25 protein-coding genes are annotated in these 23,236 nt (G+C 69.2%); 12 read left to right on the forward strand and 13 right to left on the reverse strand.

Going from position 1 to position 23,236, the window contains the following annotated elements:
* Positions 1-138 precede the first annotated feature (138 nt).
* The 4 genes from FNH24_RS11075 to FNH24_RS11090 all read left to right on the forward strand — a co-directional run bounded on the left by FNH24_RS11075 (position 139) and on the right by FNH24_RS11090 (position 3,615).
* Positions 139-600, forward strand: a complete 462-nt coding sequence (locus tag FNH24_RS11075) for a pyridoxamine 5'-phosphate oxidase family protein (RefSeq protein WP_246186839.1) — start codon at positions 139-141, stop codon at positions 598-600.
* Positions 601-686: 86 nt separating this feature from the next.
* Entirely contained in the window at positions 687-1,994 is a 1,308-nt protein-coding gene (locus tag FNH24_RS11080) for an acyltransferase family protein (RefSeq protein WP_152362226.1), read from the forward strand.
* A 104-nt stretch (positions 1,995-2,098) separates the two neighbouring features.
* Positions 2,099-2,917: a hydroxypyruvate isomerase family protein gene (locus tag FNH24_RS11085; RefSeq protein WP_152362227.1), complete on the forward strand. Its 819-nt coding sequence runs from the start codon at positions 2,099-2,101 to the stop codon at positions 2,915-2,917.
* Between the two features lie 23 nt (positions 2,918-2,940).
* Positions 2,941-3,615, forward strand: a complete 675-nt coding sequence (locus FNH24_RS11090) for a GntR family transcriptional regulator (protein WP_152362228.1) — start codon at positions 2,941-2,943, stop codon at positions 3,613-3,615.
* Between the two features lie 15 nt (positions 3,616-3,630).
* On the opposite strand, the gene FNH24_RS11095 is transcribed toward FNH24_RS11090, so the two are convergent.
* The gene (locus FNH24_RS11095; RefSeq protein ID WP_152362229.1) at positions 3,631-4,404 is read right to left on the reverse strand and encodes a TetR/AcrR family transcriptional regulator; all 774 of its coding nucleotides are present in this window, start codon (positions 4,402-4,404) and stop codon (positions 3,631-3,633) included.
* Positions 4,405-4,490: 86 nt separating this feature from the next.
* Between FNH24_RS11095 and FNH24_RS11100 the strand changes: the two genes are divergently transcribed.
* Positions 4,491-5,444, forward strand: a complete 954-nt coding sequence (locus FNH24_RS11100) for an ATP-binding cassette domain-containing protein (protein ID WP_343031758.1) — start codon at positions 4,491-4,493, stop codon at positions 5,442-5,444.
* Complete coding sequence (locus FNH24_RS11105) at positions 5,441-6,238, forward strand: ABC transporter permease (protein WP_152362231.1); 798 nt, start codon at positions 5,441-5,443, stop codon at positions 6,236-6,238. Before FNH24_RS11100 ends, FNH24_RS11105 begins: the two co-directional genes overlap by 4 nt.
* A 34-nt stretch (positions 6,239-6,272) precedes the next feature.
* On the opposite strand, the gene FNH24_RS11110 is transcribed toward FNH24_RS11105, so the two are convergent.
* The 4 genes from FNH24_RS11110 to FNH24_RS11125 all read right to left on the reverse strand — a co-directional run bounded on the left by FNH24_RS11110 (position 6,273) and on the right by FNH24_RS11125 (position 8,785).
* On the reverse strand, positions 6,273-6,725 hold the full coding sequence (locus FNH24_RS11110) for an NUDIX domain-containing protein (RefSeq protein WP_152362232.1): 453 nt from the start codon (positions 6,723-6,725) through the stop codon (positions 6,273-6,275).
* Positions 6,726-6,751: 26 nt separating this feature from the next.
* Entirely contained in the window at positions 6,752-7,744 is a 993-nt protein-coding gene (locus FNH24_RS11115) for a hypothetical protein (RefSeq protein WP_152362233.1), read from the reverse strand.
* A gap of 238 nt (positions 7,745-7,982) precedes the next feature.
* On the reverse strand, positions 7,983-8,447 hold the full coding sequence (locus tag FNH24_RS11120; RefSeq protein ID WP_152362234.1) for a VOC family protein: 465 nt from the start codon (positions 8,445-8,447) through the stop codon (positions 7,983-7,985).
* Between the two features lie 2 nt (positions 8,448-8,449).
* Positions 8,450-8,785 (reverse strand): PadR family transcriptional regulator, encoded by a 336-nt coding sequence (locus FNH24_RS11125; RefSeq protein WP_152362235.1) that lies wholly within the window; start codon positions 8,783-8,785, stop codon positions 8,450-8,452.
* Between the two features lie 62 nt (positions 8,786-8,847).
* Here FNH24_RS11125 and FNH24_RS11130 point away from each other — a divergent pair, with 62 nt between their 5' ends.
* Positions 8,848-10,032, forward strand: coding sequence for a DNA glycosylase AlkZ-like family protein (locus FNH24_RS11130; protein WP_170304492.1), 1,185 nt, complete (start codon positions 8,848-8,850; stop codon positions 10,030-10,032).
* A 63-nt stretch (positions 10,033-10,095) separates the two neighbouring features.
* Here the strand turns inward: FNH24_RS11130 and FNH24_RS11135 are convergent, their stop codons facing one another.
* Entirely contained in the window at positions 10,096-11,811 is a 1,716-nt protein-coding gene (locus FNH24_RS11135) for a hypothetical protein (RefSeq protein ID WP_152362236.1), read from the reverse strand.
* Positions 11,796-12,566: an ABC transporter ATP-binding protein gene (locus FNH24_RS11140; protein ID WP_152362237.1), complete on the reverse strand. Its 771-nt coding sequence runs from the start codon at positions 12,564-12,566 to the stop codon at positions 11,796-11,798. Before FNH24_RS11140 ends, FNH24_RS11135 begins: the two co-directional genes overlap by 16 nt.
* Before the next feature lie 125 nt (positions 12,567-12,691).
* Between FNH24_RS11140 and FNH24_RS11145 the strand changes: the two genes are divergently transcribed.
* Genes FNH24_RS11145 through FNH24_RS11155 form a run of 3 tightly spaced genes read left to right on the forward strand, consistent with a single transcriptional unit; the run spans position 12,692 to position 15,691 of the window.
* Complete coding sequence (locus FNH24_RS11145) at positions 12,692-13,981, forward strand: sensor histidine kinase (protein ID WP_152362238.1); 1,290 nt, start codon at positions 12,692-12,694, stop codon at positions 13,979-13,981.
* Positions 13,969-14,664 (forward strand): response regulator, encoded by a 696-nt coding sequence (locus FNH24_RS11150; protein WP_152362239.1) that lies wholly within the window; start codon positions 13,969-13,971, stop codon positions 14,662-14,664. Before FNH24_RS11145 ends, FNH24_RS11150 begins: the two co-directional genes overlap by 13 nt.
* A gap of 10 nt (positions 14,665-14,674) precedes the next feature.
* Positions 14,675-15,691: an iron-siderophore ABC transporter substrate-binding protein gene (locus FNH24_RS11155; protein ID WP_161606088.1), complete on the forward strand. Its 1,017-nt coding sequence runs from the start codon at positions 14,675-14,677 to the stop codon at positions 15,689-15,691.
* A 354-nt stretch (positions 15,692-16,045) separates the two neighbouring features.
* Here FNH24_RS11155 and FNH24_RS11160 read toward each other — a convergent pair whose 3' ends face one another.
* Positions 16,046-17,452, reverse strand: coding sequence for a sulfatase family protein (locus tag FNH24_RS11160; protein WP_152362241.1), 1,407 nt, complete (start codon positions 17,450-17,452; stop codon positions 16,046-16,048).
* Positions 17,453-17,515: 63 nt separating this feature from the next.
* Between FNH24_RS11160 and FNH24_RS11165 the strand changes: the two genes are divergently transcribed.
* Positions 17,516-18,094 (forward strand): DinB family protein, encoded by a 579-nt coding sequence (locus tag FNH24_RS11165; protein WP_175047875.1) that lies wholly within the window; start codon positions 17,516-17,518, stop codon positions 18,092-18,094.
* 67 nt (positions 18,095-18,161) lie between these two features.
* Here FNH24_RS11165 and FNH24_RS11170 read toward each other — a convergent pair whose 3' ends face one another.
* From FNH24_RS11170 to FNH24_RS11185, 4 genes are all read right to left on the reverse strand, one after another.
* A complete protein-coding gene (locus FNH24_RS11170; RefSeq protein ID WP_217428155.1) occupies positions 18,162-18,572 on the reverse strand; it encodes an RNHCP domain-containing protein in 411 nt (136 codons plus the stop codon).
* 125 nt (positions 18,573-18,697) lie between these two features.
* Positions 18,698-19,873: a serine hydrolase domain-containing protein gene (locus FNH24_RS11175; protein ID WP_217428156.1), complete on the reverse strand. Its 1,176-nt coding sequence runs from the start codon at positions 19,871-19,873 to the stop codon at positions 18,698-18,700.
* A gap of 48 nt (positions 19,874-19,921) precedes the next feature.
* Positions 19,922-21,181, reverse strand: coding sequence for an RNA polymerase sigma factor (locus FNH24_RS11180; RefSeq protein WP_152362244.1), 1,260 nt, complete (start codon positions 21,179-21,181; stop codon positions 19,922-19,924).
* On the reverse strand, positions 21,178-21,558 hold the full coding sequence (locus tag FNH24_RS11185; protein ID WP_152362245.1) for a YciI family protein: 381 nt from the start codon (positions 21,556-21,558) through the stop codon (positions 21,178-21,180). The genes FNH24_RS11180 and FNH24_RS11185 overlap by 4 nt, the downstream gene beginning before the upstream one ends.
* A gap of 107 nt (positions 21,559-21,665) precedes the next feature.
* On the opposite strand from FNH24_RS11185, the gene FNH24_RS11190 reads away from it, so the two are divergent.
* Entirely contained in the window at positions 21,666-22,229 is a 564-nt protein-coding gene (locus FNH24_RS11190) for a TetR/AcrR family transcriptional regulator (protein ID WP_161606089.1), read from the forward strand.
* Between the two features lie 168 nt (positions 22,230-22,397).
* Here the strand turns inward: FNH24_RS11190 and FNH24_RS11195 are convergent, their stop codons facing one another.
* The gene (locus FNH24_RS11195) at positions 22,398-23,222 is read right to left on the reverse strand and encodes an LLM class flavin-dependent oxidoreductase (RefSeq protein WP_152362247.1); all 825 of its coding nucleotides are present in this window, start codon (positions 23,220-23,222) and stop codon (positions 22,398-22,400) included.
* Between the last annotated feature and the right edge of the window lie 14 nt (positions 23,223-23,236).

Raw genomic sequence — 23,236 nt, forward strand, 5'->3', positions numbered from 1 at the left:
CCGCCAAAACGGCCGCGGATGTGACGGGTCGGCGGAAGTTGGGGGCGGGTAAAATCCGGGTGGGAGCGGTAAGCGTTTGCACTCTTCGCGGCATACCCCGTCGCGGACTCACAACCACGACACCTACAGGTGGCGCAGATGGCGATGGCCGAGCTTGATCAACATCCGGAGCTGGACGTTCTTCCCGAGTGGCCGACGGAGACCGTCGCCGTCCTGGTGACACAGGACACGGAGTCGGGGGCGCCGCATGCGATCCCGGTGTCCTGGCCGGTCCGGGCGGGTGATCGCCGGATCCTGATCAGCCTGCGGCACAACCGCGGATCGCTGGTCCGGCTGCGGGCCCGGCCCGAGGTGGCGTTGGTCATCGTCGGCGGCGGCGATGTCGCGCTCTGCGCGCGCGGCACGGCCCGGGTGGTCCGGGAGGAGCTGCAGCCGGACGGCGAGTACGCGGGCGTGGAGATCACCGTCACCGTGATCGACGACCATCGCCAGGGCGCGTTCGCGGTTGCCGACGGGATCCGGCGGACGGTGCTGGACCCCTCCGAACTGGCGGCGCTGGAGCACCGGGTCACCGAGCTGCGGGAGCTGGCCGACCCCTGATTCGGGGCCGGAACGTGACGTAACTCAAACCCTTGCCGACCGGCAAGGAGTTGAAGTCTGCGGAACGGCTGGGTAGCGTCGCTGCGATGCCCGTGCGGACCACAGACCCTCGCCACAAGGTCCGTGACGCCTCGCTGGACAACGCGAAGGCCATCCTGATCGTCCTCGTCGTGCTCGGTCACGCCATCGAGGAAGTGCCGAAGGACGAGCTGATCGAGGGCCTCTACCGGGCGATCTATCTGTTCCACATGCCGGCGTTCGCGCTGATCACCGGCTACCTGTCGCGCCGGTTCCAGGCGTCGGTCGGGTCATATCTGAAGCTGCTCGGCACCCTGCTGGTGCCCTATCTCGTCTTCCAGGTCGGCCATGCCGCGATCGTCGGCTGGCTGGACGAGAAGCCGATCGCCATCGATCTGCTCTATCCCGAGTGGACGCTGTGGTATCTCCTGGCCGTCGCGTTCTGGCGGGTGCTGACGCCGATCTTCCGGGCACTGCCGTTCGCGATCCCGGTGTCGTTCCTGATCGCGCTCGGCTGCGGTTTGCTGCCCGACCTGCCGAACGAACTGGCCCTCGACCGCACCATCACGCTGCTGCCGTTCTTCGTGATCGGCCTCGCCTTCACCCCCGAGGGACTGGACCGGATCCGGAGGTTCGGCGCCGTTCCGTTGGGCGTGATCTTCGTCCCGGTCGCGGTCGCGGTCTCCTGGTGGTCGCTCGATCAGCTGGGCGCCGACGACTTCTGGTTCCGGCAGTCCTTCATCCAGATGGCCGACGAATCGACCACGACCGGACTGCTGTTGCGCCTGGCCGGCTACGCCTTCGGCCTGCTCGGCACGGCCTGGGTGCTGGCCCTGGGCTCCCGGCGGAAGTCGCCGCTGACGTACATCGGCGTCAATTCCTTGTACGTCTACCTGCTGCACAGCGTGGTATTGCTGCCGTTCCGGGACAACGGCGTGATCGAGGGACCGGACGAGCCCTGGCTGTTGATCATGAGCATCGCCTTCGCCATCGGGCTGTCCGCCCTGTTGGCCAGCAAGCCGGTGACCGTGATCACCCGGCTCATCGTCCAGCCGCCGTTCAACAAGATCGGCAAGTCGGCGAAGCCCGTACCGGAGCCGGAGCCCGCGCCGGAACCGAAGCCGGCGCCCACCCTGCACCTGCGCCCCATCGTGGACCTCCCGACCGCCTCATCGCGGCCGCCGATCCGGCGCACCCGCCCCGTCCAGGCGCCCCGGCCGGACCGACGTTCGCAGCCGATCCGGCGGACACAGCCGGCGCGGCGCACGCCGGCCAGCCCGCCGCGCCGAGCCAGGCTGGATGACGACGAACTGACCTTCGACCGTAGGGTGGAAGTGCGACCACGGCGTGCCGCGGACTCGGCCTCTTCGCGCTGACCTCGACCGCCGACGCCCGGGTCGTCAGCGTCCGGAGGCCGTACGCAAATGGTAATCTTGTCAGTCAAGTTTGCACGACGGACATTGTGGAGCGGAGTGCACGGATGCGCGGTCACCGATTCAGCTACGCGGCGAACATCTCGATCATGTTCACCGAGCACGAGCTCCTGGCCCGGCCCGCCGCGGCCCGTGCCGCCGGCTTCGGCCTGATCGAGCTGTGGTGGCCGTTCAGCCGACCGGTCGCCGACCAGGCCGAGGTCGACGCGCTGATCACCGCGATCGACCGGGCGGAGGTCGGGCTGATCGGGCTCAATTTCTTCGCCGGCGACATGCCGGCCGGCCAGCGTGGCGTCGCCAATCGCCCGGCCGATGGAGCCGACCTGGCGGCGAACGTGGAGCAGGTCGCGTCGATCGCCCGGCGCACCGGCTGCCGGAAGTTCAACCTGCTGTACGGGCAACTGGACGATCGCTGGACGCCGGCGGAGCAGTCGGCGGCCGCCGTCACCGCAATCGGACGGGCCGCCGAGACCGTCGCCGAGTTCGGCGGCACGGTGCTGGTCGAGCCGCTGGCCCGCGGCCTCAACGGCGCCTATCCGCTGACCACGGCCGACGAGGTCGTCGACGTGATCACCGAGGTCGCCGCGCCGGCCGGCAATGTCGGGCTGCTCTACGACGTGTTCCACCTCGGCAGCAACGGCGCCGATCTGGTCGCCGACGCCCGCCGGCACGCCGACCGGATCGCCCATGTGCAACTGGCCGACAGCCCCGGCCGGGGCGAACCCGGCACCGGGACGCTGCCGATCGCCGCCGCCCTCGCCGCGCTGCCCGCCGACTACGACGGGGTGATCGCCTGTGAATACAAGCCGACCAAGGCGACCGAGCAGACCCTGGGCTGGATCGGGGCCGTCGACCCGCCCCGGTGACGGATCTATGAGACGGTAAGGCCGTGTCCGAACGGTTCCTGCTCGCGCCGGCATCCCTGACCGATTCCCTGTACGAGGCCGTACGCAAGCGCATCGTCAACGGCGAGATCCAGCCCGGGGAGAAGCTCACCGAGCTGCGACTGGCCAGCGAATACTCCGTCGCCCGGCCGACCGCGAAGGCCTGCGTCGAGCGACTCACCTCGGTCGGCCTGCTCCGCCGCACCGCGCACCGCAGCGCCGTGGTCCCCGAATTCGACGAAGCCGAGATCCTCGACCTGTTCATCGGGCGGGAGGCGGTCGAGCGCTCGGCCGTGCTGGCCCTGGCCAAGCGCAAGACCGTGCCGATCGAGGCGACCAAGGCCCAGCTGGCGATGGAGCAGGCCGCCCAGGACCGGGACTTCCCGAGTCAGGTCGAGGCCGACATCGAGTTCCACTCCTCGCTGGTCGCCGCGGCCGGCAGCCGCCGGCTGGCCCGGATGCACGAGTCGATCATGGGCGAGGTGCAGCTGACGATGGGCCAGTTCCAGGCCCACCGGACCGTCGATCCGCGCAGCGTCGCCAGCGAGCATGCCGAGATCATCGCCGCGATCAAGGCCGGCCGGCCGCGCAAGGCCGAGGACGCCCTGGTCGCCCACCTGCAGCACGCGCAGCAGCGGCTGCTCGCCCAGCTGCAGCAGCCGGGCGACGTCTCGGCCTGATCGACCGAAGTCGGTTCAGCGGTCGGTCCCCGATCGCTGCGCGATGTAGAACTCGACGCCGTCCAGGATCCGGTCGAGGCCGAACCGGAACGACAGGTCGGGATCGGTCGCCGCGTTGTAGGTCTCGCCGGTCGCCGTGCCGACCCGGCCGGCCAGCGGGAAACTCGTGCCGGCCATCACCCGATCCAGGATCGGCGCGTTGATCTCCCACCACTCCGCGTCGGTCAGGCCCGAGGTCTCCTGCGTCCGCTTGACCTCGATGCTCATCTGCGCCGCGCCGGCCGCGAAGCCCCCGATCAGGGTGATCACCTGGTCCATCGAGATGTCGTCCAGGCCGATGCCCTCGATCGCGGCCAGCTGCCACTCGTAGCGGGTGACGACATTCGGCCCGAGGTTGCCGCGGATCGACTCGGCCTGCAGCAGCCAGGGGTGTCGCCGATAGCCGTCGTAGAGCTGCTGACACACCCGCCGCAACCGGGTCCGGGTCGCGCCGCGATGCGGCTTCATCGGCTCCTCACCGGCGACCTCGTCGACCATCAGGCTGACCAGCTCGGCCCGGTTGGCCACGTAGGTGTAGACCGACATCACCCGCAGGCCCAGCCGATCGCCGACCTTGCGCATCGACAGGGCGTCCAGCCCCTCGGCATCGGCGATCGCGATGGCGGCCCGGACCACGTCATCGACGCTCGAGCTCTGCTTCGGCCCGCGGCTTCCCTCCCGCGCGCCGAGCTCCCGGCGCCAGAGCAGCCGCAGCGTCCGGTCGGTCTCCCGCTCCACGTCATCCGCCATAGCCGCAGCATAGGCGGAATTTCTCCGTTGGGTGTACGATGTTTAGCCGGTACGATCTCCGTACATCATACGGAATAAGGAGGACGGTGGATACGATCCACTCACTTGAGGCCCGTTCACTGCGCAAGCGGTACGGGTCGACCGACGCCCTGGACGGCTTCGACCTCAGCGTCCAGGCGGGCACCATCCACGGACTGCTCGGGCCGAACGGCGCCGGCAAGAGCACGGCCGTGAAGGGGCTCAGCACCCTGATCGATCTCGACGGCGGCCAGGCCGTGGTCGCCGGCTACGACGTGGCCCGCCAGCCCGGTCAGGTCCGGCGCAGCATCGGACTGATCGGCCAGAACTCGGCGGTGGACGAGGTGATCACCGGCGCGGAGAACCTGATCATGTTCGGCCGGTTGTTCGGCCTGACCAAGCGGTCCGCCACCGCCCGCGGCGTCGCGCTGCTGGAGCAGTTCGGCCTGGCCGAGGCCGCCAACCGGCCGGTGTCCACCTATTCGGGTGGGATGCGGCGGCGACTCGACATCGCCGCCGGGCTGATCCTCACGCCGGCGGTGCTGTTTCTGGATGAACCCACCACCGGCCTCGATCCGCGGGCCCGGAACGAGGTGTGGGCCAGTGTCCGCGAGGTCGCCGGGCAGGGCACCACGGTGCTGCTGACCACGCAGTATCTGGACGAGGCCGATCAGCTGGCCTCGATGATCTCGGTGATGGACCACGGCCGGGTGGTCGCGGAAGGCACCCCGGACGCGCTGAAACGGCAACTCGGCGGCGACCGGGTGGTGATCACCTTGTTCGAGCCCGACCAGGTGACCACGGTGGCCGAGGCGCTCGGCCGGCTGGCCGGGTCCTCGGTGATCACCGATGTCGAGACCCGCACGGTGACGGTCGAAGCCAGCCGGTCCGGCTCGGCCACGCTGGCCGACTGTGTCCGGGCCCTGGACGCCACCGGCATCGAGGCCGAGGACGTGATCTTGCGCCGGCCGACCCTGGACGAGGTCTTCCTCGCCCTGACCGAACAGGAGGTGACCCGATGAACGCACCGCGGACGCACAGTCTGATCAACGGCTGGGTGCTGACCAAACGGGAGCTGCTGCACTGGGTGCGGCAGCCGTGGGCCCCGATCTTCAACCTCGCCTTCATGGTGCTGTTGTTGATCATGTTCGGGGTGCTGCTCGGCGGAGCGATCCAGATCCCGGGCGGCGAGGGCGACTACATGGGGTTCCTGTTGCCCGGCATGTTCACGCTGGCCATGATGTTCGGGCTGGAAGGCACGATGACCGCGATGGCCACCGACGCCAAGCGGGGCATCACCGACCGGTTCCGTTCGATGCCGATCGGCAGCACCGCCGTCGCCTTCGGCCGGATCGGGGCGGACATGCTCACCTCGGTGGTGGAGCTGGTGATCTTGATCATCGGTGGCCTGCTGCTGGGCTGGCGGGCCGGTGGTTCGCTCGGCTCCGCCCTGATCGCGGTGCTGTTGCTGCTCTGGCTGCGTTTCGCGCTGCTCTGGTTCGGCGTGTTCCTCGGCCTGACCATCCGCGGCGACGGGGCGCAGACCGCCGTGTCGGTGCTGGTCTGGCCGATCGGCTTCCTGTCCAACATCTTCGTCTCGCCCGAGACGATGCCGTCCTGGCTGGCCGCGATCGCCAGCTGGAATCCCTTGTCCGCAACGGCGGCCGCGACCCGGCAGCTGTTCGGCAACCCGACCGGGATCACCGGCGGACCGTTGGTGGACTACGCGCTGATCATGGCCCTGGCCTGGCCGCTGGTGATCACCGCGATCTTCCTGCCACTGTCGGCCCGGGCCTACCGCCGGCTCCGCCGCTAACCCCACAACCCCGACCTGTCAGAACTAGGGGACGCTATAGCGTGCTCTCGTTCTGACAGGTCGGGGATTGGCGGGTTGCGGCGACGGCGTGGCGGAAGCTTTCGGCGAGGCGCTCCGGGCGACATCGCCGGGTCGCCTCCTCGACGGTGCACCAGGCATAGTCGTTGTGCTCGGCCGGATCCAGGCGGACGGCGGTGCCCCACGGGACCCGGAGGTAGAAGATCGCCCAGTCGATGTCCTCGGTGATCACCGGCACCGGTTCGCCGCTGATGCCGGTCTCCTCGAACAGCTCCCGGGCTGCACAGGCGGCGATGTCGGCGTCGAAGGGTTCCCGGCAACCGGACGGCGGGCCCCACGACCAGTCGCCGTCCGGTTGCCCCGGCAGGTAGTCCGCGTTGTGCAGGAGCAGATAGCGAAGACCCTCGGGTGACTCGCTGATCACCGCGGCCATCGCGCCGCCGGGTTTCCGGATTTTCCCGTCACTCATGGGGACATTATCTCAAGGTGCTGTGGTCAGGGCTTGATCGCGTGCACCCGGGCGATCGTCCAGCCGCCTGAGGCGGACGACTCGACGCCGACGACGCCGACCAGGTTCTTGCTGTCGTCGATCACCTGGTTGAGCATCCCGACGTGCAGGTCCCGGGTGTAGTAGCCGGTCTCGGCCTGGACCAGGCAGCGCCGCCAGTTGTTCTGCGACATCAGCCGGCCGCCGTTGGTGACGTACATCGTGTAGATCGTTCCCTTGATGTGCTGGTAGGCCCCGCACAGTGGGTAGGTGGTGTTGGGGCTCTGCAGCAGATAGAGGCCCTTCGGATACGTGGTGCTGCCGTTCATCCCGCCGACGTTCATGTTCCACGGGACGTCGTACTGCGAGGTCGAGCCCTCGACGATCACGTCGTAGCTGCCTTCGTACAGGTCGGTGATCGAGTCGACCTGCCCCATCGTCTTGTAGTAGCTGTGCGGCTGCTTGGAGCCGAAGCCGATGCCACCGTTGGGATCGCTGCCAGAGTAGGCGGCCGAGACCATGATCATCTGACCGAGGGTGCCACCGCGGGCCTGGGTCAGATCCCAGGTCTCGGTCGCGCCGTTGGAGAAGTTGATCACCAGCCGCCCGGTGTTGTCGGTCCCGGTGAAGGCATACGTGCCGTTCCAGGTGCCCGAGGCCGACGAGGTCGCGGTGTAGATCGGGCAACTGGCGACCCCGTTGCACGGGCCGGCATAGCCGATCACGGTCTTCACGCCGGCGACCGTGGGGTCGTACTGGGTGAAGCTCGCCGCGATGCTGCCGCTGGTCGCCGTGCTGGGCGTCATCGTGTAGTTGACGTTGCGGACCCAGGGCCCGACGTTGGCGATCCGGCCGAGGTTGGCCGACCACGTATGGCGGGTCAGCCCGACATCCGCGTGGGCCGGGAGGGTGGACCCGGCGACCAGCAGGACGACGAACAGGAGAAGGGTTGAGCCGCAGCGAGCCAGGCGGCGGGTTCGTGAACGGGGGCAAGTCATCATCGGCTGCTCCGAGATCGAATCCGTTGGGTTGCCGTGATCGTAAGCACAGAACCACCACCGCGACAAGAGCTTCGGACAGCCAGAATATGGATTAGCGATTGGTCCTTATTGTCCGAAACTCGACGGTCACTCGCGGGAGCCGATCGCGTCGATCGGTCGGAGTGCAGACGCGCGACGAGCGGGAATGATCATGGACTGTACGGCGATCATGATCACCACCCGGCCCGCCGCGGCGACCTCAGCCCCGGTCAGTCGGCTCGAGAGTCTCGGCGGACCACTCGTCGGCCACCTCCTGCTGCTCGGCGACGCTCAACTCCTGCCGCCGGGAGGCGAGCGACCAGCGGTGGCCGAACGGGTCGGTCAGCTGGGCGTAACGATCACCCCAGAACGCGTCCTCGGGCGGCGCGGTCGGCGTCGCGCCGGCCTCAACCGCTGTCCGGAACGCCTCGTCGACATCGTCGACATAGAGATGCAGCGCCACCGGACTGCCACCGAGCGCGCGCGGCGACTCGTCGTCGAAGTCGTCATGTAGCAGCATCCGGCCGCCCATGATCAACAACTCGCAGTGGAAGACCCGGCCACCCGGCCCGGTGTTGCGGATCAGCTCGTCGGCCCCGAAGGCCGCGGCGTAGAACCGGACCGCGGCATCGGTGTCGGTCACGGTCAGCTGCGGGGTGATCCCGCGGAACTCGTCGTCGATCATGATCAGGAATCCTCATCGTTCAGTAGCCGCCGCGCCGGCGGCTGATCCAGCAGACCGGCCAGGAAGCCGGCCTCGTCCCGGGCCGCGGCGAGCCCGGCCTTGGTGATCCGATAACGCCGTTGCCGCTCGGCCCGGCGGTCGGCCCGGACCGCCGCCGGGTCGACCCCGATCTCCTCGATCAGCCCGTCGACCCGGAGCCGTTGCAGGGTCCGATAGAGAGTGCCGGGGCCGAGCATGATCCGGCCGCCGGTGAGCTCCTCGACGTCCTTGATCAACCCCCACCCGTGCCGCTCACCCTGCGAAAGAGCCAGTAGCAGAGCGAACTGGGCCGGGGTCACGGGCTACCTCCCTCGAGTATGTCCACTTTGGATATATCCAGAGTGGATGTATCTTAGCGCAGGTGGAGTTGACGAGATCACGGGCCTGGTGGGCCCATCGCCAAGGCCTGCCGGGACGGCTCGCGGGCCAGGATCCGGCGGCGGTGCTCGGCCGGACCGGTTGGGCCCGGACCGTCGGCAGCGCTAACCCGTACCTGACCCTGTTCGCGCGGGCCGGGATCGACCGTGCCACCGCCGATCAGGCCGCCGCCGCGGTGGACATCTGCGAGCTGCCGTCGGCCCGCGGCTGCACCTATCTGCTCCCCGCGGCCGACTTCGCGATCGGCCTGGCCGCCGGCGCCGGCGCTCCGCAGGGGGAACTCGCGGCGGCGATCAAGCATCTGGACGTGACCCAGCAGGAGGTCGACCGGCTCGGCTCGGCCGTGCTCGACGCCGTGACCGAGGCGGCCGAGCCGCTCACACCGCAGGCCCTGCGCGAGCGGCTGGGCGACTCCATCCGCAGCCTCGGCGAGGCCGGCAAGAAGCGCGGGGTCACCAGCACGCTGCCGCTCGCGCTCGGGTTGCTGCAGTCCGCCGGGGAGCTGCGCCGGGTCCCGATCGACGGCCGCCTTGATCAACAACGGTACGGCTATCGACGCTGGGATCCCTCACCTCTGGCCGGCGCGGAGACCGACCCGGGCGAACTCGCCCTCGCACTCGCCCTCCGCTACTTCACCTGGGCCGCGCCCGCCACCATCGCGCACTTCCGCTGGTTCACCGGCCTGTCCGCGGCGGTCGCCAAGCGTGCCGTCGCCGCCGCCGGCCTGACCGACCTCGGTGCCGGCTGGCTGCTTCCGTCCGTACTGGTCGACGAGTTCGAGGCCTTCGCGGCCCCGGCCGATCCCGAGTACGCCCTGGTCGGCTGGATCGACGGCCTCCACCTGCTGCACCGCGACCTCGGCCGCCTGCTCGACCCCGAGGACGCCGAACGCCCCTCACCGCTGGAGCCCGAGAAGCGACTGGCCGACCTGAAGGACCCGCCCTGCCAGTTGATCATCGACCGCGGCCGGGTCGTCGGCCTGTGGGAATTCGACCCGACCACCGAGTCGATCGCCCGCCGGCTCTTCGTACCGGAGAACGAGGACCTGCGGTCGACCATCGCCGCAACCGAGCGCTTCATCACCGAGCAACTCGGCGACGCCAAAGGCTCCGCCCTGGACAGCCCCAAGTCCCGCCACACCGCCGTCACCGCCCTCCAAACCCCCTAACACCCCGACTTGTCAGACTCTCACCACGCCAGGGCGTGGTGAGAGTCTGACAAGTCGGGGTGTTCAGACGTTGGTGGGTTCGCGGTCGGCGGCTCGCTTTTTCGCCCGGGTCGCCTTCTCCTTCTCCTTGGCGGCGCGGGCCTCCTCCTCGGCCTTCTGGGCCGACGTTTCCAGGGCGCCGAGCAGGCCGGTGGACTGGCCGGCGTCGTTGTGTCCGTACCGGATCCGGGTGAACAGCGACGGCAGCCGGTCGGTCAGGTAGCTGATGGTGATCTTGCCCAACAACCAGTAGCCGAGGGCGCCGTTCAGGAGGCCGATTAGGACCGCGGCCCAGGGTCCCCAGGGCTGCAGGGCGGCGAAGCCGACGGCCAGGGCGCCGGCGGTCGGAGTGACCAGCAGCATGCAGATCCAAAGGGAGAGGTTGACCTGCAGGGTCATGTCGCCGCCGGCGTCGTTCGGGCCGACCCGGCGACGCGGATCGACGCCGGGTGACACTCCGACCGCCGACACCAGGATGGCGATTCCGCTCGCGACACCGATCAGGGCCGGCAGGCCGGCCAGGACGGCAGGCCAGGCCCAGTGTTCGCCGGTGATCATGATCACCACGGCGGAGACCAGGGCGGCCGGCGGCAGGAACAAGATGATCATGGCCAGCTGCCGGCCGCGAACATCGGCGACGACCGTCCCCCGGCGCTGGCCGACCACGGTCAGCCAGGCGGCCGAGCCGTCCTGACCGTACAGGTTGCAGCCGCTGAGGCAGATCATGAACGCGATCACCAGCCCGGACAGTGGAGCGATCAGCTGGAACATGCCGGACACCGAGGCGAAGACCCCGATCAACAGACCGGTGTAGATGCCGCTGCGCCACTCCAGCTTGCGCCACGGATCGCGCCACCATTGCCGCAGTTCCTTGCCGACGACGGCACCGAGCTCGGTCGCGGGCAGCAGCCGCCGGCCGGTCAGCACCCGGCTCCCGATCGGACGCCGGGTCCGCCGGCCCGCGCGGGAGCCCAGATGCGGCCGGAGCAGCAGTGCGGCCAGGGCGAGCAGGCCGGCGGTGATCACGGCGAGCAGGCCGAGCCAGGCGAGCGCGACCGGCCAGTCACCGGCAGCGGCCGCCTCGACCGCGCGGAGCGACCAGGAGCTCGGCAACCAGGACAGTACGGTGACCGCGACCGAATCGGGCAGCCCGTTCCGGAGCAACTCCGGCACGGTCCGGATCGCCTGGGTGACGACCATCCAGCCGGCCAGCAGTCCGGCGATCAGGAAACCGAACTGGATCGCGGCGATCTCCACCCCGAGCCAGGTCCGCATCGCCGAGCCGAGGGCGGCATAGATCAGCCGGGAGACGATGATCGTCAGCACCCAGGACAGCACTGCCGCCGGGACGGCGATCACCGCCGCGACCGGGTTCAGCGCGATGGCCTGGACCAAGATCGCCAGGCCGGCCAACAACAGATAGGCCGACGCGACGCCCGGGAACACCGCGCCGAGCAACCCCAGCGCCAGCTTCTTCCGGTCGATCGGCAGCAGGGTGAAGTATTCGGCTCGGAGCACCCCGACGCCGGACATGGTCACCGGGCCGAGCGCGGCGCCGACGAACCAGCCGGCCAAGATCAACATCAGCACCTCGGAACGGACCTCGGCGCTCGTCGGCATCAGCCCACCGGCCCAGGTGGCCACCACCAGTAGGGCGCCGATGATCCAGCCCGCCAGCCGCGTCCCCTTCGGGGAGTGCCGCAGCATGGCGAACTTCATCGAGATCAGGACCCCAACCACGACAGCTCCTCCCCGGCCAGCTCCCGCTCGCCGACCAGCGCGACGAACCGGTCTTCGAGACTGCCGCCGGCCCGGACCTCGTCCAGCGTCCCGTCGGCGGCGACCTGGCCGCGGGCGATGATCGCCACCCGGTCGCACAGCTGCTCGACCAGCGACATCACGTGGCTGGACATGATCACGGTCCCGCCGGCGGCGACGAACCGGCGCAGGATCTTGGTCAGCACCCGGCCGGAGACCGGGTCGACGGCCTCGTACGGCTCGTCCAGCACCAGCACCTTCGGCGAATGCAGCAGCGCCGTCGCCAGGCCGATCTTCTTCCGCATGCCGGTCGAATACTCCATCACGATCGTGCCCAGGTCCTCGGCCTCCTCCAACTCGAGGATCCGCAGCAACTCCGCCGTGCGCGCCTTGATCACGGCCCGATCCAGGCCGCGGAGCAGACCCCAGTAGTCGAGCAGCTCGGCCCCGGTCAGCCGTTCCGGCAACGCGAGCCCGTCCGGCAGCACGCCCAGCGCCTCCTTGGCCCGGATCGGTTCGGTCCAGACATCGATGCCCAGCACCCGGGCCGTGCCCGAGGTGGGCCGGAGCAGCCCGACCGCCATCGACAGCGCGGTGGTCTTGCCGGCGCCGTTCGGGCCGACCAGGCCGAAGAAGGAGCCGCGCGGAACCGCGAGCGAGACATCGTCCACGGCAACCTTGCCGGAGAAGTCCTTACGCAGCAGGTCGAGCTCGAAGGCGTTGATCACATCGTTCATGGGGCAAGCCTCGCCGCGCGCGGGCCTGGCCGGTAGCCGCCGACCGACCAGTTCGGCTGGCCGACCGGCCAGAGTCAGGTCGGCAGGCTGGCCCCGCGGCGGGTCCGCGCCGCTAATCTCGTGCCATGTCCACAGCCGTTGCCACGCCGGGTCGCCGGCTGCGGCGCGTCGCGGGGCTGCTGAACCCGTTCGCGGTGTCGCGGCGGCGCCAGGACTGGGTGATCGACATCCTGATCTTCGTCATTGCGGTGATCGAGATCATCTGGACTCCGACGGCCATGGCGTACATCTATGACCGGCTGCCGGACTGGTGGCAACCGATCGATCTGGCCGGCGGCGCCGTCGGTGCCGTCGCGCTCTGGTGGCGCCGCCGCTACCCGTTGGTGGTCGGCTATCTGCTGGTGCCGATCGGCGGTCTCTGCCTGTCGGCGGGGCTGCCGGCGATCGTCGCGGTGTTCACGGTCACCGTTCGGCGCCGCACGATCGACTTCCTGCTGGTGACGGCGGCTCATCTCGCCATCGCGATCCCGTTCTATTTCCTGATTCCGTTGACCGATCAGTTCCTGCTCTGGGTGGTGTTCATGGTGCTGACGTACGGCACCGCAATCGGATTCGGCCTGGCCGCCCGGGCCCGGCTCCAGGTGATCGCCGGGCTCCTCGACTCCGCGGAGCGGGACCGGATGGACTACGAGCAGCAGCTGCAGTTGGTCCGGCAGGCCGAGCGGCACCAGGTCGCGCGGGAGATGCACGACGTGCTCGCGCACCGGATCTCGCTGCTCTCCGTGCACGCCGGGGCGCTGGAGTATCGGACCAGGACCGCCACCGAGCAGGGCCTGGCGCTGAACGATGAGGAGATCCGGTCGTCCGTCACGGTGATCAGGGAGTCGGCCCACCAGGCCCTGGAGGAGTTGCGGCAGGTGCTGCAGGTGCTCCGCGCCGACGCCGATGATCAACTCGATCATGATCAGGTCAGCCTTGATCAACTGCGGCCCGATCAGCTCGGCACCGCACCGCCGCAGGTCACCGTGGCGGCGTTGCCGACGCTGATCGGGCAGGCGCGGGCCGCCGGTCAGGTGATCACTCTGCACCAGACCGTGGACCAGGATCGGCTGCTGGGCCTGGACGAGCAGGTGCAGCGGACGATCTTCCGTACCATCCAGGAGGGACTGACGAATGCCCGCAAGCACACGCCGGGAGCGATCGTCGACATCGAGCTGTCCGGCTCCACGGAGTCCGGAGTACGCGTCGTGATCACCAATCCGCTGCCGATCGGCACCACCAAGGCCGAGATCCCCGGCGCCGGAGTCGGGCTGACCGGTCTGGCCGAGCGGGTCCGGCTGGACGGCGGCCGGCTGTCCCGCGACGTCGCCGACGGCCGGTTCGTCCTGACCGCCCGGTTGCCATGGCGCAGCTGACCGAGCCACCGGTCCGGGTCGTCCTGGTCGACGACGACGCGCTGGTGATCACCGGACTGCGGATGCTGCTGGCCGGCGACCCGCGGATCGCGGTCGTGGCCGAGCTGAGCGACGGAGACCAGGTCCCGGCCGCGGTTCTTGATCATCGTCCGGACGTCGTGTTGATGGACATCCGGATGCCCGGGGTGGACGGGATCGAGGCGGTGCGCCGGCTGGGCGAGCAGGCCGATCCGCCACCGGTGATCATGCTCACCACCTTCGACGCCGATCAGACCGTGCTGGCCGCGATCCGGGCCGGCGCGGCCGGCTATCTGGTGAAGGATGCGCCGCCGGAGCAGATCGTCGCCGCGATCCACGCGGCCGCGGCCGGCGATCCGGTGTTCAGTCCGACCGTGGTCCGGACCCTGGTGCGGCACACCCGGGAGGAGCCGCGGCCGGCCGAACCGGTGCTGCCGACCGGCCTCCAGTCGGCCTTCGATGCCCTCTCCGAGCGGGAGCGGGCGATCGCGCGGGCCGTCGCCGCGGGCCGGTCGAACGCCGAGATCGCTGCTGAGCTGTATCTGTCCGCCGGCACGGTGAAGGCCGACATCTCGACCATGCTGGGCAAGCTGGGCGTCGACAACCGGATCCAGCTGGCGATCCTGAGTTACCGATTGGACGCGGCGCCGCCGAATCTGGCTTAAGCTCAGTTATGTGAGCCTAACCTACACACGCTTCGGTCGGCGGCAGGCGCTCGGATTGCTCGCCGCCACCGCCGCCGCCCCGCTGATCGCCGGTTGTCAGGGGACCGGGCAGCCCGAGGCCGATGCCTCGGCCGGTCCGGACACGGCCGGCTTTCCGGTCACGATCGAGCATGCCCGCGGCAGCACGACGATCCCCGCCCCGCCGACCAAGATCATCACGGTCGGATTCACCGATCACGAGTTCTTCCTCGCGCTCGGCGTCCGGCCGATCGGGGTCCGCGCCTGGTTCGGCGAGGACATCGACCACACCTGGCCGTGGATCAAGCCGGCCTGGGGCGACACCAAGGTGACCTACATCGGCAGCCAGGAACTCGACTACGAACAGATCGCCACGCTCGCTCCGGACGTGATCGTCGGCCTGTACGCGGAGCTGGAGCAGGACGTTTACGACCGGCTCAGCGCGATCGCGCCGACCGTGGCCGAGGATCCGGACAGCGCGCCGTACACGACGGACCGCGCGATCATGTTCCGGAACGCGGCGAAGATCCTCGGCAAGGGCCCCGACGCGGACAAGATGCTGGCCGACATCGACCAGCGGTTCGCGACGGTCCGGGAACAGAACGCCGGCTTCGCCGGACAGACCGCGGCCGTGGTCGACCCGGGACAGAAGACCTTCTATGCCTTCTCCAAGACCGATCCGCGTGGCCGCTTCCTGGCCGACCTCGGTTTCGCCGAGCCGACCGAACTGAACAAGGTGATCGGTGATCAATTCGGCGCCGAGATCTCCCCGGAGCGGATCGACCTGCTCGACCTGGACCGACTGTTGCTGTTGGCCGACGCCGAGACCCGGACCTGGCTGGCCGCGAACAAGATCTACCAGGCGATGAACGTCGTCAAGGACAAGCGAACCCTCGAGATCCCCTACTACGAGACCCCGTTCGCCGGCGCCGCCATGGCCTACAACACGCCCCTCAGCGTCCCCTACGCCCTCGACAACCTCGTCCCCCAACTGGCCACCACCCCCTAAACCCAGCCGACCCGTCAGTAATGCACACGCTTTTGCGGCGTGTCGGTGCACAAGTGACGTGTCGGGACTGCTCAACAGCCCCGAAAATCGCTGATCGGGCCTAGTGTCTTGTCAGGTTGATCCGCCCGCAGATTCGACCGGATCAACCTGACAGGTCACTAGCCCTTCGACAGGCCCAGGGAACGGACCAAACACAGCCGCGTCGACCCAGCTGCCCACGGGCCCGAGCGACCCAGCCGGTCAGGCCATTTCGCAGGCTCCGATGAGCAGCAACGGCCTCCACCGACTTGCCGACACGTCACTTGTGCACCGACACGCCGCAAAAGCGCGTGCATTACTGACGGGTCGGCGGAATTAGGGGAGGCGGGCGACCAGGTCGCGGTCGTCGACTTCGAGTTGGCGTTGGCGGAGTTGGGCGAGGAGGTCCTTGGCGATCGCGGCGTATTCGGGGGTGTGGTAGACGTTGATCAACTCTGCCGAGTCGAGGTCGAGGTCGTAGAGCTCCAGTTCGGTGGCGGCGAACCTGGTGGTGCTGCCGGGGACCGGCTCGAGGTAGCAGATCAGCTTGTAGCGGTCGGTCCGGACTCCCAGGTGGGCCGGGACCCGGTGCGGGTCGGAGAGGTGCTCCCAGTAGCGGTAGTAGACACAGGTCTGCGGCTGCTCCGGCGGCTTGCCGGAAAGTGAGTCGATCATGCTGAAGCCCTGCAACCGGTCCGGCAGGTCGACCCCGGCCAGCTCGAGCAGGGTCGGTGCGAAGTCGAGGTTGGTGACCAGATCGGCGCAGCTGCTGCCCGGCTCGATCAGCGGTGGATAGCTGACCAGCAACGGCATCCGGAGTGACTCCTCATACATCAGCCGCTTGTCGTACCAGCCGTGATCACCGAGGAAGAAGCCCTGGTCCGAGGTGTAGATGATCACCGTGTCGTCGGTCAGTCCCTCCTCCTCGACCCAGTCGAGCACCCGCCCGACGTTGTCGTCGATCGAGGCGACGCAGCGCAGGTAGTCCTTGATGTAGCGCTGGTAGCGCCAGGACCGCTCCTGTTCCGCGGTCAGCCCGCGCGGCACCGGCTTCTTGAGATCGATGTCGTTCAGGTCGCCCATGCCCATCTTCAGGCCGGCCAGGGCCTTGGACCGACCCTGATGATCATCGTCGAAGGTGTCCGGCTCGGGAATGTCGACGTCGTCGTAGAGCTCGGCGTGCTTCTGGTCCGGCTGCCACGGCCGGTGCGGCGCCTTGTGGTTGATCATCATCAGGAACGGCTGCTCCCGATCCCGGCGGTCGAGCCAGCGCAGTGACAGGTCGGTGATGATGTCGGTGACGTAGCCGGGATGACGCTCGGTCCCGTCCGGGCCGATCAACTCCGGGTCGTGGTAGTCGCCCTGGCCGGGCAGCACCCGCCAGTAGTCGAAGCCGGCCGGGTCGCTCTCCGGACCGTGCCCGAGATGCCACTTGCCGACCACGGCGGTCTGGTAGCCGGCCTGCCGCAGTTCCTTCTGCAGCTGCGGCCGGGTGTTGTCCAGGGTGTCGAACAGGGTACGCACACCGTTGACGTGGTTGTATTCGCCGGTCAGGATCGCGGCCCGGCTGGGCGTGCAGATCGCGTTGGTGCAGAAGCAGTTGTCGAACCGCATCCCCGCGGCGGCGATCCGGTCCAGCTGCGGGGTCTGATTGATCCGGCTGCCGTAGCTGCCGATCGCGTGGGCGGCATGATCATCACTCATGATCATGATCAGATTCGGTCGTCGCAGGCCCTGATCCATGATCGCATCGTAGCCGTCGGCCCGGCGTGCGAGGATCGGGGACCTGACGAAGGGAGCGTTGAGATGACGACGCAGCCGACTCTCAAGGAGTCGATGCACGACTACCTGCGCGCGGCCCGGTCCGGCCTGCTCGACCGGGTCGACGGTCTCGGTGAGTACGATCTCCGGCGGCCGATGACCCCGACCGGGACCAACCTGCTCGGCCTGGTGAAGCACCTCGCCGGTCTCGAGTTCGGCTATCTCGGCAGCACCTTCGGCCGGCCGCCCGCCGAGGAGCTGCCGTGGATCGCGGACAAGTCGATCTGGCAGGGCGCCGACATGTGGGCGACGCCAGCGGAGTCGTCGGGCTATCTGCTGGACGCCTACCGAGCCGGTTGTGATCATGCCGACGCGACGATCACCGCGCTCGAGCTGGACGCGCCCGGCACCGTGTCGTGGTGGAGCGAAGGCTCCCGGGACACCACCCTGGGCGTGATCATGACCAGGATGATCTCCGAGACCAGCCAGCACGCCGGCCACGCCGACATCGTCCGCGAGCTGATCGACGGCAGGACGAGCACCGAGAACGGCGAAGTCGGGGATGCCGACTGGTGGGCCGACTGGCACGCCAAGGTCCAGGCCGCCGCCGACCCGTTCAAGTAGCCGAGTTGTCAGAACTGAGTTGCGCTATAGGGCAACTCAGTTCTGACAAGTCGGCATCGGGAGGGGGTCAGGGTTCCTTGGCCGCCTGGCGGTGGCGCGGTTTCCTGATCTTGGGGGTCGCCGGATCGCCGTTGCCATGGCCGGGATCAGCGGCGAACGGGACGAACGGCATCGTCAGCGGCAGTGCGGCCAGCCGCATCAACTGCAGGACGTTGTCGTCGCCGGCGGTCTTGTTGAGGCGGAGCCGGCCACAGTTGGTGCAGCGGTGGATGAGGACCCATCGGCCCTCACCGCGGACGGTGACCGCGATCGGCTCCATGCCGCCGGAACAATCGGCCTGGCGATCGCCGGGGACGTTGCGGTCGAGATGTCGCGACCACAGACAGCCGGGACAGTGATTGCGGTGCGTGGTGCCGGGCGCGTCGAGGGAGACCTCTACGCCACAGTGCCCGCACCGGAACGAACGTGGGAATGCCAAAACACAGGACCTTTCAAGGCGAGCGGGCGGGATGAAATGGTCATCGTTCTCGCCTCCTTCGGTCCGACGGTGATCTTGTCACTCCACCAGCAGCGGCGGCCGCCCGTCAAGCGGTTATCGCGGTCTCACTCGACCGACCGGTAGAGGGCGGCCACCAGATTGTTGATCCGCAGGTCGTTGCCTTCGAGGAGTTCCGAGCCCCGGTTGGGCACGTAACCGAGGGTGAGGCCGCGGTCCGGATCGGCCAGGGCGAACGAGCCGGTGGCACCGCCGTGGCCGAAGGTGCCGGGCGGCGCCGTGGCCGGAAACAACGGACCGCCGGGCAGCATGAAGCCGAGCCCGAAGTCGGTCCGGAAGCGGAGCACCTGATCGAGGCCGGTCGAGTGCGGCCGGCGCACCTGGTCGAGCAGCTCCGGCCGCACCAGCCGCACTCCGTCGAGCTCGCCGATCAGGGCGGCATAGGTCCGGGCCAGGCCGTGGGCCGAGGCGACCCCGTCGGTCGACGGCGCCTCCACCTGGACGAACCGCGGGTCGTTGGCGCTCTCCCAGCCGAAGTCCAGGCTCGCGTACATCGCCCGATAGGTCAGCGAGGACGGATCGTTGAGCGCCTCGTACAACGGCCGCAACTCCGGCACGTCCGCGCCGAGCAGCACCGATTCCGGATCCGCCGGAGTGATCATCTCGGCCAGCCGCGCCAGCTCCGGATCGGGCAGGCCGATCCAGCAGTCCAGGCCGAGCGGCCCGGCGAGCTCGTCGCCGAACCAGCGGCCGACGGTCCGACCGGTCACCCGCAGCACGATCGCGCTCAGCGCGTGCCCGATGGTCAGCCCGTGGTAGCCGTGCGCCGTGTCCGGCAGCCACTCCGGACGGGCGGCGGCGATCGCGTCCATGATCGGAACGCCTGCCACCTCGTCGTCGTAGGTGATCGGGTGATGGGCCAGGCTGACCACCCCGGCACGGTGGCTGAGCAGGGTCCGCAACGTGACCTCGCCCTTGCCTGCCGCCGCGAACTCGGGCCAGTAGCGGGCCACCGGCTCGTCCAGGGCGAGCTGCCCGCGATCGACCAGGGTGAGCACCGCGGTCGCGGCCAGGGTCTTGGTCACCGAAGCGATGTTGGCCAGCGTGTCTTGCTGCCAGTCCCGCTGCCGGTCCGCGTCGGCGTGCCCACCCCAGAGGTCGACCACCGGTCGGCCACCGGCATAGACACAGCAGCTCGCGCCCGCCTCGAGCCCGTCGGCGAAGTTGCGCTCGAAGATCACCCGCACCGCCGCGAACCGTGGATCACATTCACCCGAGATCATGATCATCGCCTCCGATTGATCTCCCAACCGACCGGTCGGTTGGGAGATTTACGGTAGCACGTGCCGGCGCCGGTCAGCCAGATAGGACCGGACGGCCGGATCGACGGTCGACTCGATCGCCCGGTCGAAGGCGGCAGCTGCCTCGTCGGCGGCGCCGGCTCGGGCGAGCAGCTCGGCCCGCGTCGCGTGATAGGGCTGGAACTCCGCGGCGCGCGGCTCCTCGGTGATCAGTTCCGAGAGTCGCTCCAGGCCGGCCACCGGCCCGTCAACGCGGCCGATCACCGCGGCCAGGGCGATCCGGGCGCCGAGGCTGGGAGCTACGGCGACCAAAGCCAGATAGAGGGTGCGTAGCGCCGGCCAGTCCGTCCGGCCGGTCACCGCTCGCGCACAGTGCACCGACTGGATCGCCGCCTCGAGCTGAAACCGGCCCAGCCCACCACCCGCCGCCCGCCGCAGATAGGCCTCGCCCTCGGTGATCAAGGAGGCGTCCCAGGTCGCCGGGTCCTGATCTTCCAGGGGTACGTACGCCACGCCGGTCGTCGAACGCCGCGCCAGCGACAACGTGATCAACGCGGCCAGACCCCAGGCCTCCGGCTCCGAGTCGAGCAGCTCGGCCAGCGTGATCGCCAGATATCGGCCCTCCCCCGCCAGGGACTCGGGAGTGTTTGCCGCCCGCGCGTCGGCCGTCGACCAGGCGATTGCGTAACAGCCGTAGACGGCTTCGAGCACGGCCGGCAGCCGTTCCTCCAGGGCCCGCCGATCCGGCACCACGAACGGGATCCGGGTCTCCTTGATCCGACGCTTGGCCCGGACCAGCCGCTGCGCCATCGTCGCGGCCGGGACCGCGAACGCCGCGGCGACCTGGGCCGCCTCGAAGCCGAGCACGGTCTGCAACATCAGCGGCGCCCGGACCGCCGGGTCGATCGCCGGATGGGCACAGACGAACAGCAGCTCCAGGCGCCGCTCGCTCAGCACCGACGGATCAAGATCATCGATCAGTCCATGATCAGCGGCGGCCTCGAGCGGAGCGCCGGTCCGGTAGGCGGCGGACTTCCAGAGATCACGGAGCCGGTTGCGGGCCACGGTGAGCAACCACCCTTCGGGGTTGGCGGGCACCCCGGTCTCGGGCCACGTGGCCAGGGCCTGTTCGAAGGCGGCCGCGAGCGCATCCTCGGCCGCGGCAAGATCACCGTTCGGCGCCGCGAGCAGGGCGAGCAGCCGCCCGTACGAGACGCGTGCCGCGTGGTCGGCCGCGGCCCGCGCCGAGTCAGCGCGGGCCGAGCCGGGCCGGGGGCCGGCATCGTTCACTGGTTGGGAGTCCAGGCCCCATCGACGGTGTGGGTGGCGCCGGGCCGGATCTCCAGGATGCCGCCCCAGGCGAGCGGTGGCGCCTGCCGGGCCCACTCGATCGCCGCGTCCAGGTCGGGCACGTCGATCACGAAGGTGCCACCGAGTTGCTCCTTGGTGTCGGCGAACGGACCGTCCTGGACCTGCAGCTTGCCGTCGGTCATGGTCAGGGTGGTGGTGTCGGTCGACGACTCGAGCACCTCGGCTCCGATCAGCACGCCGGCCCGGTGCAGAGTCTCGGCGTAGGCGCTGAAGGCCTGCTGGCCCTCGGCCCACTGCTCGGGTTCGAGCTCGTCCGCCGCGGGCTCGCGGTAGTGCAGCAACAAGGTGTACCTCATGTCGATCATCCTCTCCGATGTTTCGGGTCTTGGTGCATCAGTCGGGTTCCTCCCCTTGATGACGACTCGGTCCGGTCCCGATCGACAGGCCGGTAGAGTTTCCTGCCGTGAGCCGCTCCGCCGAACCGGGCACCCGGGATCGGATCCTGGTCGTCGCGCGAGAGTTGTTCGGCGCGCACACGTACGGCGCGACGTCGATGCGGCAGATCGCGGAGGGCGTGGGGATCACCAAGGCCTCGCTCTATCACCACTTCGCCAGCAAGGCCGAGATCCTGGCCAGCCTGATCGACCCGCCGATCGACGAACTGGATCAGGCGATCGCGGCCGCCGGCCGCCTCACCGGCCTCGCCGTCCGGCAACGGAGCCTGCTCGAAGGCTGCCTGGACGCGATGCTGCGGCACCGGGACACCATGGCGCTGCTGTTGAAGGACGCGTCGATCTACGGCGACCAGACCACGGCGACGATGGAGCGGGTGGTCGCCTTCAGCCAGCAGGCGATCACCGTGCTCGCCGGACCGCGACCGTCCCGGCGGCAGCGGATCCGGGCCGCGCAGGCCTTCGCCGCCGCGACCGACCCGATCAGCCAGTTCGCCGACGTGCCGACCGACCAGTTGCGAAGCGAGCTGCTCAGCGGGGCCCTGACCCTGCTCCAAGCTCAATCCGGTCCCTGAACCGGCCAGCGCTTGTTTCGTTCCCCGAGCCGGTCGAAGGCCAAGCCCGAGGCATTCCGGACGGTCCCCAGGGGTGAATCCGACCTGCCCCCTTCGACAAGCTCAGGACATGCTTCGACAGGCTCAGGGAACGGAACAAGCGCCAGGCTCAGGGAACGGAACAAGCGGTCAGATCCGTGGCGGGCCCTGGCGCACTCGGGCCAGCAGGGTGGCGGGGTCGTTCGGCTGCTCCCAGCGCGACTCGATCCACCAGGTGGCACCGGCGTCGGCCAGCGGCCGGAGTTGCTCGTCGATCCAGGTCTGATCGTCACCCGGCGAGACGCCCTCGATGATCACCTCCCGGGTGGACGCGTTCCGCTCCCGTAGCCAGCCGGTGATCTCGACGAGATCGGTCGGGCCCAACTGCCGTTCCTGATCACCCGACAGCGACGGCATGATGCCGTCCCAGCGGGCGGCGCGGGCCATCGATCTTGGCCGCGGCCAGGCGGCGACGACCCAGATCGGGATCCGCGGGCGCTGCACCGGACGCGGCTCGAACCGGAGCCCGTCGACCCGATAGTGCTTGCCGTGGAAGTCGACCGTCTCGCCGGACCAGGCCTGTTCCATGATCGCCAACGTCTCGTCCAGCAACTCGGCCCGCTCGCGCCGATCGGTGACCTCCGGGCTCACCTTGGAGAAGCCGCCGTCACCGACCGCCCCGAGGCCGACCGGAATCACCAGCCGCCCGCCGGACAGGTGATCGATGGTCAGCGCCTCGCGGGCCACCTTCCACGGTCGGCGCCGGGACAGCGGGAAGACCATCGCGCCGAGGGTGACCCGCTCGGTGCGGACGGCGGCCGCGGCCAGGATCGTCCACGGGTCGTACATCTCCATGGCACCGATCGCGATCCCGTCCCAGGAGAAGAAGCCGTCCCAACCGGCCTGCTCCGCCTCGACCGCGAGCTCCACCATCTGCCGGGCGCTGCCCGTGCTGGCGAGGAATCCGTACTTCATCCGAGCGACGCTAG

This window comes from Microlunatus speluncae (assembly GCF_009299835.1).
GTDB classification, from domain to species: Bacteria; Actinomycetota; Actinomycetes; order Propionibacteriales; family Propionibacteriaceae; genus Microlunatus; species Microlunatus speluncae.